Source organism: Nocardiopsis sediminis, assembly GCF_042650565.1.
Classification (GTDB): Bacteria; Actinomycetota; Actinomycetes; order Streptosporangiales; family Streptosporangiaceae; genus Nocardiopsis_B; species Nocardiopsis_B sediminis.
The window spans coordinates 55890-67753 of the sequence record NZ_JBHSBH010000006.1 but is presented as its reverse complement, the minus strand read 5'-3'; the positions used below and the strand labels follow the sequence as shown (position 1 = coordinate 67753).

Genomic DNA, 11864 nt, shown 5'->3' with positions numbered 1-11864 from the left:
AACGTCGGGGCGTGTTCTCCCGGAGGACGACGTGCCCCCGCATGCACAGCAGGCGGGGGGCGTCACCGGGCGACGGCCCCCACGGCCACCGTGTCGCTGATGAGCGAGGTCCGCTTCTGAGCACCGGGGTCAGGACGCGGGTGCGGCCGTCGCTCCGCGCAGGTGGGACATGGTGCCGTAGAGGGTCTTCAGCAGCTCGGCCTCGGCTGGGTCGGTGAAGGCGGCGATGCCGCGTCCGTAGTCCTTGGCGGTCTCGATCACGAAGCGCACCGCGGACTCGACGGTGTGCAGGTCCGTGGCGCCCGTTGCCGAGCCGGCCACCGCGCTCTCGGTGACGATCGCGACGCCGACAACGGGTGCGGCGGTGGCCGTGGCCGGCTGGAGGATCGAGTTCACGTGGTAGACGCCGTTGCCGTAGGGCGTGATGTCCTGCATGGTCAGCGGCATGACGACCGGCGGCAGGCCGGTGGTGCGCGACAGGATGTCCAGCAGCGTGTCGGGGACGCGCAGGATCCAGCCGTCGGCGACCGCGGGGGTGATCGCGATGCCGCGGTGGTTGCAGATCCGGTTGCCCTTGGTCGTGTCGACGGAGAGGATCGCGTCCATGGCCGGCAGGACCTCGTGGTCGTTGCTGACGTCCTGGTCGACCACGGAGCCCATGAACGGGACCGGGTCGTGCGGCTGGGTGGGGGCGTCGGGATCGATGTGGGTGGCGATGACGACGTCGCCGTCGAGCACGTCCCCCTTCCGGCGCATGTCGAGGAGCTTCGCGCCGGCCGCGACCGCGGTCAGGGCCCCGTCGCCGTCGCTGACGAACCCGATCTGCTCGGGCCGGGCGCCGAGCCCGCCGAGGCGGCCGAGGATGCCGAGCGTGGGCGCGCCGCCGCCCCGCGTGGCGCCGTCGACGCCGGGGATGGTCAGGCGGACGAAGTCGGTGGCTCCCCCGTTGCCGGTGACCGTCTCGACCACGACCTCGCCGTCGCCGGCGCCGTGCGCGCGCCAGTGGGCGGCGACGGCCTCTCCGCTCGCCGCGGGGGTGTCCAGCAGGTCGTAGGCGCTGATGACGTGGCTCCAGGACATGGGGTGTGCCTCCAAAGGCGGTATCGGTGGGTGTTTCAGGCGCGGGCGGCCGCAACGGCGGCCGCGCCGCCGGCGCGCACGGCGTCGACGATGGGGACCTCGACCCGGGCGCGGAGCAGGGCGGCCAGCCCGATGGTGGTCATCCCGGTGCAGGCGAACATGATGGTGTCGGCTCCCATTGCGATGAGCCGGTGCGCCGCGCGTACCGAGGCGGCCCGCCCGCTGTCGGTGCGCAGGTGGTGGGTCTGTGTGACCCCCTCGGGCACGAGGGCGGCGACCCGGCGGCCGTCGAGCACCGAGGTGACCGACTGCGGGGTATCGGCGGTGAGGTCGAGGACGCCGACGCGTTCGCCGAGTTCCAGGGCGCGGGCCGCGGCGGCGGATCCGGCCCCGATCACCGGGATGCGGACGCGGTCGCGGGCCAGGTCCAGTCCGGGGTCGGCGGCGCAGCTGATCAGCAGCGCGTCGACGGCGTCCTCGCGCTCCATCCGGACGGCGAGGTCGGCGACCTTGCCCGCCGCCAGGTCGAAGCTCGGCGCGTCGTGGACGCCCCGGGGCTGGCCGGGGATGCAGCGCGAGACGGTGGCCGCGCCGAGCTCGTCCTCGATCACGCGGCCGTGGGCGTTGAGGTCGTCGTGGTCGGCGGTGGTGACGACGCGGATGACGCCGATCTTCACGCGGCGCCCTCCGTCCAGGCGCGGCGGGAGTCCAGGGCCTCTGCGGCGAGCCGGGCGGAGACGGAGCGGGCCAGGACGACGGGCAGGCGCGCGGCCGCGGCGGCCTGCGCCCGCATGTCCTCGGTGTAGCCGATGCAGTCGAGGGCCAGGACGTCGGCGCCCTGTGCGGCGAGCCGGCGGGCGGCGGCGGCGAGTTCGCCGGGGGTCCCCGTGTAGGGCGAGCACGCATCGGTGACGACGCGGGCGCCCGGGGCCAGGTGGCGGGCGAACTTGCGGACCGTGTCCTGCTGCTGCTCGGCCAGCGGGCAGATGACGCCGACGGTCCCGGTGTCGCCGGAGAGCGCGGCGGCGCCCAGGGCGATCATGCGGTCCGGGACGAACAGCGGCTTGGTGTGCTCCAGGGCGGGGAACCCGCCGGTGCAGCCCAGCAGGACAGCGTCGACGCCGGGCTCCAGTGCGGCGATGGTCCCGGGCAGCCGGGCCATGACGAAGGATTCCCCGATGACGACGGACGAGCCGTCGGCGAGCCGGGTGGTGAGGGCGTGGTCGCCCGGAGCGGGCGGGTGCGCGGCGATCTCTCCGTGGGAGAACCCGTCGAGCACCCCGCGCTCGACGATGCCGACGCCGGGCAGCAGGGCGGCGATCTCGGGGGTCAGGTCCGTGCGGGGCGCCTGGCCGATGGTGATGATGCCGAGCCGGGTCATCGGTGCCTTCCTCGGGTCAGCGGTTGAAGATGGTGCCGACGGAGTAGATCGAGTCGCCGGCGATGAGGCCCGCGCCGACGAGCCCGATCTCCTGTTCGCCCTGCTCGCCGCGGTAACGCTGCCAGGCGATGCGGATCGCGAGGGCGGCGAGGACGAGCCAGCCGGCGTTGGGGGTGGCGATGAGCAGGCCGGTGGCCAGCAGGACGCCCATCTGGCGCCCGGGGCCGCCGAGGAGCTGGATGAGGGCGCCGGGGATCGCCCACAGGACGAGCTGGACGAGCACGCCGGGGTCGGTGAGGCCGGCCTTGATGGTGTCGGCGTAGACGACGGCGGTGGGCGGGATGGCGCCGCCCTCGAACAGGCCGCGCCACAGGAGGGCCACCATGCCGATGGCGACGGCGAAGCCGATCATCGACGACAGCAGCTGCTGGCGGCGGCCGTCGAGCTCGAAGGCGGTGTAGGGGCGGCGGTCGCGGCGCAGGATCCAGCCGGCCTTGAAGTCGTAGCCCATGTCGGCGAACGCCGGGCCGGTGGCGGCGCAGTAGCCGACCAGGAGGGCGAGCGGGATCGCGGGGATCCCCAGTGCCAGCCCGAGGATGAGGAAGATCAGGGTGACGGCGAAGGCGGGGAACCAGCCGGCGTGCATGGCCGCCAGGCCGACGATGAGCTCGTGGACGAGGGCGGCGACGCCGGCGAACAGGACGAAGCCGATGACGCCCCACCAGGGCAGGTCCGCCCACACCCCGCCGGTGACGGCGAGGACCACGGCGCCGAGGACGAAGAGGGCGTAGCCCGAGCCCAGGACCCTGCCCAGCTGTCCCCGGGTCACGGTGTAGGCGAGCGAGGGGTCGTCCTGTGCGGCGACGGCGCGCGCGGCTTCGCGGTCGGCCTCGCGCTTGCTCTGGCGTCCGGCGAGGATGACGACGATCTGGGCGAGGGCGACGACGCCCGCGCCGATCATGACACCGTGCGGGACGTAGTGCCCGGCGAGGTCGAAGTCGAACAGGATCGGCACGTACTGCGAGATCAGCAGGCCGACGGCGAACATCAGCAGCGACCAGATGTTGCCGATCATCGCGACGCCGGCCGCGGACATGGGCAGGCCGAGGAAGGAGGCGCCGACCCCCACGACCCCGCCCCCGACCAGGAGGGCGGCCTGGCGGCCGCCGCGGTCGCCGGCCTTGATGGTCTCGGCGGCCGCGACACCGGGCGGCCAGGCGGCGTCGGCGGGCAGGAACCGGGAGCCGAACGCCTTGTACAGGATGAGGGCGTCGATCACCAGGCCGATCGACGCGCCCAGCAGCATGGGCCAGACCAGCTCGGGGCGGCCGAACAGGAACGGGATCGCGATCGGGGTGAGCAGGGCGTTGGCCGCGGCGAACGTGGCGCCGGAGATCGACGTCTGGATGAGGTTCTGCCGGTTGGTGTCGCGCATCGAGCGGAGGCCGAGCAGCCCGGCCCGGCCGATGAGCATGGCGATGACGGCGCCGATGACGCTGGTGTTGGGCGAGACCCCGAGGGTGGTGATCATGTGGATCCCGATGGCGGCGCCGAGGATGCTCACCAGGACGGTGACGGCGACGACGAGGGGTTCGAGCGCGCGCGGGTGCCGCGTCGGCCCGGGGCCGTGTTCCGTCGGCGCGGAACCAGGGGCGGGCGATGGCATGGTCAACCTCCGGGGGACCGGCTGCGTCCGCGGGGACGGAGCACTCCTGCGGGAGAACGCGCCGGGAAACAGCAGGTCACAGGCTTTCGACGACGCAATGACAGGGTGCATCCCGGTTCGGCCCGGCGGCAAATGTTTCCCACTATCTGGGAGTTAAAATCATGTTTCGGGATACTGATCCGTCATGTGGGCATTCGGGAGGGTCTTAAGGTGAGGGCATGACAGTCGGCCCCACCGGCGAGCGCGGTCCCCTCCAGACCGTCGACCGCGCCCTCGACATCCTCCTGAGCTTCGACGAGTTCCGCTCCAGCTGGGGCGTGCTCGAACTCGCCGAGGAGTTCGGCCTGTCCAAGTCGACCGCCCAGCGGCTGCTGGCGTCGCTCGCCGGGAAGGGGTTCCTGCGCGCCGACCCCGATACCCGGCGCTACAGCATCGGCCCGGCCGTCTGGCGCACGGCCGCGCTGTGGGAGCGGTCCGGCGGGCTGTCGGCGCTGGCGGAGCCGATGCTCGCCGACCTCGCGCGCGGGACCGGCCGCACCGCCCTGTTCTGCGTGCCCGACGGCGTGCACGTGCGGTGCATCGCCGCCGTCAGCGGCCGGGAGGGGCCGCGGCGGTCCCACCCGTTCATCGACGAGCTCTACCCGGCCCACGCCGGGGCGACCTCGCGCGCCTACTTCGCCTTCCTGGAGCCCGGGGACCGCCGTTCGCTCCTCCTCGGGCGGCCCTCGGCCCGGTTCTCCGAGCTCACCCGGGTCGACGCCGAAGGCGTCGAGGCGCTCTTCGACGAGACGGTCGTCGCCGGGTACGCCCTTTCGCAGGGCGAGTACGACTCCTCGTCGCGGGCGCTGGCCGTCCCGGTGTTCGGCGGTGTGCGGCCGGTCGGATCGCTCACGCTGGTCGAGAACAAGCTGTCCGCGCACGACGACGAGCTGGCCGACCACCTCAACGGACTCCTGGCGGCCGCCGACGAGCTCACCGGCCTGCTGTCCAACCGCCGCCCCGAACCCCCGCGGCGCGACTGGCGGCGGGGGCACGGCGCCCACGCCCCGCGCGTCACGCCCGATCCCCGGCAACCCGATCCCCAGTAGTAGGAGGACCATGCCCGAGCTGCTGCTCTTCTCGAACTCGGTCAACCACGGCCGCGGCTTCCTCGACCACGCCTGGGAGGCGGTCGAGGCGTTCCTCGGCGAGCGCGACGAGGTCGTCTTCGTGCCGTTCGCGGGCGGCGACCGGCCGGCCTACACCCGGCGCGTGGCCGACGCGTTCGCCACGCGGGGGCTGCGCGTGCGCGGGCTCCCGGCGACCGGCGAGGCGCACGCGGTCCTGGCCGGCGCCCAGGCGGTGTTCGTGGGCGGCGGCAACACCTTCCGCCTGGTCGACACGTTGCAGCGGCTCGATCTGATGGCGGCGCTGCGCGATGCGGTGGGAGCCGGGCTGCCCTACATGGGCTCCAGCGCCGGGACCAACATCGCGGCGCCGACGCTGCGCACGACCAACGACATGCCCATTGTCGAGCCGCCCTCGTTCGAGACGCTGGGGCTGGTCCCGTTCCAGATCAACCCGCACTACCTGGACGCCGACCCCGCCTCGACGCACCAGGGCGAGACACGCGAGACGCGCCTCACCGAGTTCCTCGAGGCCAACGACGTGGACGTCCTCGGCCTGCGCGAGGGCACCCACCTGCGTGTCAGCGGGGGCCGCGGCGAGCGCCCCTTGCACGCGCACATCGGCGGTTCCGCGGTGCAGCCCCAGGCGCCGGGCCCGGCGATCGTCTTCCGGCGCGGTGTGCCACCGTTCGAGGTCTCCGGCGACGTGACCGACCTCTTCGCCTTCGCCACGCGGGAGCTCTAGGGGGCCGGCCCTAGAAGGGCTGCGCCACCCCGTTCTGGTAGGCCCAGACCACGGTCTGGAGGCGGTCGCGGGTGCCGACCTTGTTCATGATCCGGCCCAGGTGCGACTTGACCGTGCTGGTCTCGATGAACAGGTCCCTGCCGATCTCGGCGTTGGACATCCCCCGGGCCAGCAGCCGGACGATCTCGGTCTCGCGGCCGGTGAGCAGGGAGCCGGCCTCGCCGCCGGCCCGGCTCGCCGGCCTGCGGCGGGCGAACTCGGCCATCACCCGCCGGGTCACGGCCTGGTCCACCAGCCCGTAGCCGTCGGCGAGGCGGCGCACGGCGTCGATCAGGTCGTCGGGGTCGGTGTCCTTGAGGATGAACCCGCTCGCCCCGGCCTCAAGGGCGCCGAAGACGTACTCGTCGAGGTCGAAGGTCGTGACGATGAGGATCTGCGGCGGGTCCGCCGCCGTGCGGGAGAGGATCCGGCGGGTCGCCGACAGCCCGTCGCCGCCCGGCATCCGCACGTCCATGCAGATGACGTCGGGCTTGAGGCGTTCGGCGAGGTCGACCGCCGTGGGCCCGTCGCCGCACTCGCCGACCACCTCGATGTCGTCGACCAGATTCAGGATGACGCGGAAGCCGGCCCGCACGACGCTCTGGTCGTCGACGAGAAGCACCCTGATCACTGCGCGGCCTCCTGGTCCGTGCTCCGGTCGCGGGCTGCGGTCTCCCGGGTGACCGGGAGGTCCAGCCGGACCCGCCATCCGCCCCCGGCGTCCGGGCCCGCGGCCAGGCCGGCGCCCACGAGCTGCGCCCGTTCCTTCATGCCCACCAGGCCCAGCCCGCGGGGCACACCCGGCGGCTTCGTGTTCTCCTTCGGCCGGCCGGTCCCGGCGTCGTTGCCGACCTCCAGCACGACCCGCGATTCACGGTAGTGGAGCGCGACGCGCACCGGTGCGCCCGGTGCGTGTTCGCGGGCGTTGGACAGCGCCTCCTGCGCCACCCGGTAGACGGTGACGTCGGCGACCGGCGGCAGGTCGTAGGCCGCGCCCTCGCGCACCAGGTCGATCGAGCCGCCCAGGGCGCGCTCGGCCGCCACCAGGCGCTCCAGCGCCGCGGCGCCGGGGACGGGCGCACCGCGGGCGCCCGGGGCGCCGGAGTGCGCGAGCCCGTCCCCGGACGCGGGCCGGTCCTCACCGGGGTCGCGCAGCGCGCCCACGACCAGGCGCAGGCTGTCGAGCGTCTCCCGGCCCTGCGAACGCACCCAGGACACCGCTTCGCGGGCGGCCTGGTCGTCGCGGCCGATCAGCCGTTCGGCCGCCCCCAGCTGCACGACCATGCCGGAGAGGTGGTGGGCGGCGATGTCGTGCAGCTCGCGCGCCATGCGCGCCCGTTCGGCCCGGATCGCGCCCTCGGCGCGCTCCCGGTGCTGCTGGATCGCTTCGCCGGCGCGGACGCGCACCAGTTCGGCGTAGCGCCGGCGGGTCGCCGCATAGGACCCCGTGAGCGCGGCGCCGACGTAGAGGATCAGGGACATGAGCAGCAGGCCGCTCGCCAGCACCGTGTACTCCATCGGCCCGGCCGGCCGCCCGGTGGCCGCCTCCCCCGCCGGGCCCGACAGCGTCCCCGCCACCAGCGGCCCGGCGACGCCGTGCAGGGCCACGAGCGACGCCAGGACCCCCGTGAGCAGGCGGGGCGCCAGGAGCGCGCCGCAGGTGTAGGCGGCGATGAACGCGGCGGGCGCCGGGGCGTTGACGTTCGGCGGCAGGACGGCGGTGATCCCGAGATGCGCGACGCCCACGGCGACCAGGCACAGGGCCGGGTACCGGCGCCGGACGCACAGCATCAGCGGCTGCGCGAACATCAGGACCGCGAAAACGGTGGTGGCGGCCGGGGAGAGCCGGTAGCCCTCCCCGGCGAGGAAGCCCGTGACGGTCCACACCAGAACCCCTGTGAGCAGCGCCACCAGCACCGCGAGCAGGCAGTCGCGGGCGAGAACGGAGCGCAGGCCCACGCGGTTCAGGACGGCGTCCATCCGCGCCGTCATCCGGGAGGCGGCGGCGTCGACCCCGCCCGGGCCGTCTCCGGCGCCGGGTGCGCGGAGTTCGTCGTCGGTCATCACTTCCACCGGTCTCCTCGGCTCATCGGGGGTGGGGGGCGGGGTGCCGCGCGCGGAGCGCGGGGCCTCCGGTTCCCCGGCGGCCCCGCGCCCGCAGGCGGCGGTCGGCGGTCGGCGGTCAGAAGGACGCGTCGAAGGTCAGCATCTGGAAGACCACGGCGATGTAGGCCATCCCGAGCAGCGCCGCGAGGACCAGCCCGCCGCCCAGGTACCGCTTCCACCCGGAGCCGCGCCGGATCTCGCCGTACAGGGCCACGGCCGCGGGGGCGATGGCCAGGACGCCGACCCACTGGAGCGCCGCGAAGGTGATCACGGCGTCCTGGGAGACCGGCTGGAACGCCGAGGCCATGGCGATGACGACGACCTTCCCGATGACCGCCGCAAGGAGGCCGGCCACGCCGGCCCGGGTCAGGATACGGGCCACCCGGCCCGCCCGGTCCCGCGCGGGGCGCGACCGGAGGCGGCGCACCGCGGCGCCGATCGGCAGGGACACCAGGGAGACGAGCAGGATGACGACGGACGCGGCGAGCACCGGGACGGCCACGGCCGCGTCGCGAGCGGGGTCGGCGCGCAGGAGCGAGAAGGCCGATTCGAAGCCGAGCGCCTCGACCCGCCCGTCCTCGGCGCGCATCGTCAGGATGCGCTGCCCGTCGACCTCGCGCCACACCCAGGGCCCGACCTCCTCGAAGACAACGGACTCCATGGTCGCCGAGTAGGGCGCGACCCGGATCGTGCCGTCCTCCAGCGCGGTGACGCGGGTCTGCTGCATGAGGCCCAGGACCGACAGGAAGGTGCTGTGCATCGACCGCGACGTCTCGTAGGTCCCCGCGGCGGCCGCGGCGTGCTCGGCGGCCGTCGGCCGCACCTCGGCGGTGTCCTCGCCGGAGGCCGGGAAGTAGCGGTCGGCGAACCCGGCCAGGAGGTCCCGGCGCAGCCGGACGTTGTCGGCCGGCCCGTTCCCGGAGCCGTTGAGGGCCACGAAGATCCCGGTGCCCTCATTGGGGTAGATCTGAAGGTAGGAGTGGAAGAGCGGGGTGTCCCCGCCGTGGCCGAGGATCCGGTGGCCGTTGCGGTCCTCTTCGAAGAAGCCCAGGGTCATGCGCGGCCCTTCGGCCAGGGTCCCCAGGGAGCCCTCCTCCAGAGCGGGGGCGTGCATGAGCTCCAGAGTCTCGGGGCTCAGCACCTGCCGGCCGCCATCGCGGGCGCTCAGGTGCGCGAGCATGAACCGCGCCATGTCGGTGGCCGACGTGGTCAGCGCGCCGGCGGGCGGGCCGGCGACGGTCTCGAAGTCGCCGGCCGGAGCGGCGTCGTCCGGGTACCCGTTCGCGAGGCGGTCCGCGAGTCCGGCGGGGAGGGGCTGGGCGAACGTGGAGGAGTCCATGTCCAGCGGCGCGAGCACGTTGTCCTGGACGTAGTCCTCGAAGGGGACCCCGCTGACCTGCTCGACGACGTACCCGGCGAGCGCGTTTCCGTAGTTGGAGTAGGCGGGGACCGTGCCCGGCGCGTACACCTGCTCCGGCGGGTCGACGGCCACTCGGTCGCGCAGGTCGGGCTCCGCGCCGGGGGCGAGCATCATCCCGCCCAGCTGCTCTTCGAAGCCGGCGGTGTGGCTCAGCAGGTGGCGGAGGGTCACGGGCTCGTCGAAGGTGGTCGGCAGCGTGAAGTCGATGTAGTCGTCGACGTCGGTGTCGAGGTCCACGTCGCCGGACTCCACCAGCTGCATCACCGCTGTGCCGGTGAACAGCTTCGACACCGACCCGGCCCGGAAGAGCGTGTCGCCGGGGTCGACCGGCACCGGCTCGCCCCCGTCGGCGCCGGTGTCGGCGTCCCCGAAGCCGCGGGCCGTGAGCAGCTCCCCGTCGCGGACGACGCTGACCGCGGCGCCCGGGATCCCGGTGGCGTCCAGGGCGCCCGGAACCACTTCGTCCAGCCAGGCGTCGAGGTCCTGCCCGGTGAGCTCGGCGGTCCCGGATGCGGGCACCAGGGGCCCGGCTTCCTCGGGGGCCGGTGCGGCGCAGGCGCCCGCCGCCACGGCCAGGGCCGCGGCGGCGGCCAGCGCCTTCCAGGGCGCCCGGGGCCTGCTGCGCCGGGGCCGGGGCGTACCGGCCGAGGGGGGTCGGGGGGTCGCTTCGGCGGGGTTCACTGACTCACTCCTGATCGCTGGGGGCCGGCGGTTCCCCAGCATCGTGGAACGGGCCCCTCCGCCACAGCCCGCGCAGGTGCACATCGGGTTTGCGACCTTTGGCGGACGCCGCTCCGCCCTTCGGTGGCGGCGATCAGGGCGGCCGCGCTTGGAATCCGCGATCACCGGGAAATAACGGTTTCTCCTGCGAACACGGTATCGACGCGGAAATCGAACCCGGACCGGCCGAAAAGATCAACTGGGCATATGATCGCGATGTCGCACGACGTCGCAGGTCGGACGGCACGAACGGATTTCTCCGCGGAACCCCCTTGACACGCCCGTAACGCGAAGTTTATATCTGGGAAAACCATTACACCGATCCCCCATTGACACACCGAAAAGAATGTTAACGCTAACATTCCGGTGATCCCTTTCCGGAGAATGAGAATGACGGGCGCCCATCCCCACGTCCCTTTTCTCCGGTCCCCATCCCCCCGCATCCCCCTCCCCCCACCCGAGGACACCATGACCTCTCTGCGAGCGAGAATCCCCGCCCTCGTCGCCTCCGCCCTCCTGTTCACCCTGTTGTCCACCGCCCTTGCGCCCGCGGATGCGTCGGCGCAGGAGCTGCCCACCGAATTCCAGTGGTCCTCCAGCGGCCCCCTGATCGCCCCGCAACCGGACGCCGCGCACGACATCGTGTCGGTCAAGGACCCCACGGTCGTCCACCACGACGGCGCCTGGCACGTGTTCGCCACCACCGCGAACACCGACGGCGCCTGGCACCTCACCTACCTGACCTTCACCGACTGGGACCAGGCCGGCTCCGCCCGCCAGCACCACCTGGACACCACGCCCATAGGCCCCGGCTACCGCGCGGCGCCGCAGGTGTTCTACTTCGCCCCGCAGCAGATGTGGTACCTCGTCTACCAGACAGGCCCGCCGTCCTACTCCACGAACACCGACATCAGCGACCCGGACGGCTGGACCGCGCCGCGGACCTTCATCGACGAGGTCCCGCCCATCGTCGAGGAGAACGGCGACGGGTTCTGGCTGGACTTCTGGGTCACCTGCGACACCGCCACCTGCCACCTGTTCGCCTCCGACGACAACGGCCACCTGTACCGCGCCGAGACGTCCGCCGGCTCCTTCCCCGACGGCTTCGCCGGCGCGGAGACGGAGATCGCGCTGGAGGACGGGAAGTACGACCTCTTCGAGGCCTCGAACGTCTACAAGGTGGCGGGCAGCGACACCTACCTGCTGATCGTCGAGGCCATCGGCGCATCGGGCCGGCGCTACTTCCGGTCCTGGACCTCGACCGCCCTCGACGGCCAGTGGACCCCGCTCGCCGCGACCGAAGGCGCCCCCTTCGCCGGGGCGGCCAACGTCGACTTCCCCGCCGGGCGCTGGACCGAGGACATCAGCCACGGCGAGCTGATCCGCTCCGGCACCGACCAGGCCATGGAGATCGACCCCTGCGGGCTGCGCTACCTCTACCAGGGCATGGACCCCTCGTCGGGCGGCGACTACTCCCAGCTCCCGTGGCGCCTCGGCCTCCTCACCCAGACCAACTCCGCCTGCTGACAGCGGCCGACCGCCCCATCCGGCCCGAGACCTCCACCATCGGCGGCGTCGACTCCGCCTTCACCCACACCTTC

The 11864-nt window shown here is 73.3% G+C and carries 10 protein-coding genes; 3 read left to right on the top strand and 7 right to left on the bottom strand.

Annotated features, from left to right (window positions below; all coding sequences use genetic code 11):
• Window positions 1-129: 129 nt before the first annotated feature.
• Genes ACFOVU_RS08875 through ACFOVU_RS08860 form a run of 4 tightly spaced genes read right to left on the bottom strand, consistent with a single transcriptional unit; the run spans window position 130 to window position 4127 of the window.
• Complete coding sequence (locus tag ACFOVU_RS08875) at window positions 130-1080, bottom strand: DUF1177 domain-containing protein (RefSeq protein WP_378531717.1); 951 nt, start codon at window positions 1078-1080, stop codon at window positions 130-132.
• Window positions 1081-1115: 35 nt separating this feature from the next.
• Window positions 1116-1757, bottom strand: coding sequence for an aspartate/glutamate racemase family protein (locus ACFOVU_RS08870; RefSeq protein ID WP_378531715.1), 642 nt, complete (start codon window positions 1755-1757; stop codon window positions 1116-1118).
• The gene (locus ACFOVU_RS08865) at window positions 1754-2461 is read right to left on the bottom strand and encodes an AroM family protein (protein ID WP_378531713.1); all 708 of its coding nucleotides are present in this window, start codon (window positions 2459-2461) and stop codon (window positions 1754-1756) included. The genes ACFOVU_RS08870 and ACFOVU_RS08865 overlap by 4 nt, the downstream gene beginning before the upstream one ends.
• A gap of 16 nt (window positions 2462-2477) precedes the next feature.
• Entirely contained in the window at window positions 2478-4127 is a 1650-nt protein-coding gene (locus ACFOVU_RS08860; RefSeq protein ID WP_378531711.1) for an OPT/YSL family transporter, read from the bottom strand.
• Window positions 4128-4345: 218 nt separating this feature from the next.
• On the opposite strand from ACFOVU_RS08860, the gene ACFOVU_RS08855 reads away from it, so the two are divergent.
• Together ACFOVU_RS08855 and pepE are read left to right on the top strand one after the other, a co-directional pair.
• Complete coding sequence (locus tag ACFOVU_RS08855; protein WP_378531709.1) at window positions 4346-5215, top strand: IclR family transcriptional regulator; 870 nt, start codon at window positions 4346-4348, stop codon at window positions 5213-5215.
• Window positions 5216-5225: 10 nt separating this feature from the next.
• Window positions 5226-5978, top strand: coding sequence for a dipeptidase PepE (pepE, locus tag ACFOVU_RS08850; RefSeq protein WP_378531707.1), 753 nt, complete (start codon window positions 5226-5228; stop codon window positions 5976-5978).
• Between the two features lie 10 nt (window positions 5979-5988).
• On the opposite strand, the gene ACFOVU_RS08845 is transcribed toward pepE, so the two are convergent.
• The 3 genes from ACFOVU_RS08845 to ACFOVU_RS08835 form a co-directional block, all read right to left on the bottom strand.
• A complete protein-coding gene (locus ACFOVU_RS08845; RefSeq protein ID WP_378531705.1) occupies window positions 5989-6648 on the bottom strand; it encodes a response regulator in 660 nt (219 codons plus the stop codon).
• A complete protein-coding gene (locus ACFOVU_RS08840) occupies window positions 6645-8081 on the bottom strand; it encodes a sensor histidine kinase (protein WP_378531703.1) in 1437 nt (478 codons plus the stop codon). The genes ACFOVU_RS08845 and ACFOVU_RS08840 overlap by 4 nt, the downstream gene beginning before the upstream one ends.
• Window positions 8082-8199: 118 nt before the next feature.
• The gene (locus ACFOVU_RS08835) at window positions 8200-10224 is read right to left on the bottom strand and encodes a serine hydrolase domain-containing protein (protein WP_378531701.1); all 2025 of its coding nucleotides are present in this window, start codon (window positions 10222-10224) and stop codon (window positions 8200-8202) included.
• Between the two features lie 507 nt (window positions 10225-10731).
• Between ACFOVU_RS08835 and ACFOVU_RS08830 the strand changes: the two genes are divergently transcribed.
• A complete protein-coding gene (locus ACFOVU_RS08830) occupies window positions 10732-11790 on the top strand; it encodes a non-reducing end alpha-L-arabinofuranosidase family hydrolase (RefSeq protein WP_378531699.1) in 1059 nt (352 codons plus the stop codon).
• Window positions 11791-11864: the final 74 nt, after the last annotated feature.

Bases quoted from the DNA above. Each gene is read 5' to 3' on its own strand.
- pepE (WP_378531707.1), top strand. From the start codon at position 5,226: ATGCCCGAGCTGCTGCTCTTCTCGAACTCGGTCAACCACGGCCGCGGC.
- ACFOVU_RS08840 (WP_378531703.1), bottom strand. From the start codon at position 8,081: ATGACCGACGACGAACTCCGCGCACCCGGCGCCGGAGACGGCCCGGGC.
- ACFOVU_RS08830 (WP_378531699.1), top strand. From the start codon at position 10,732: ATGACCTCTCTGCGAGCGAGAATCCCCGCCCTCGTCGCCTCCGCCCTC.
- ACFOVU_RS08860 (WP_378531711.1), bottom strand. From the start codon at position 4,127: ATGCCATCGCCCGCCCCTGGTTCCGCGCCGACGGAACACGGCCCCGGG.
- ACFOVU_RS08875 (WP_378531717.1), bottom strand. From the start codon at position 1,080: ATGTCCTGGAGCCACGTCATCAGCGCCTACGACCTGCTGGACACCCCC.
- ACFOVU_RS08865 (WP_378531713.1), bottom strand. From the start codon at position 2,461: ATGACCCGGCTCGGCATCATCACCATCGGCCAGGCGCCCCGCACGGAC.
- ACFOVU_RS08855 (WP_378531709.1), top strand. From the start codon at position 4,346: ATGACAGTCGGCCCCACCGGCGAGCGCGGTCCCCTCCAGACCGTCGAC.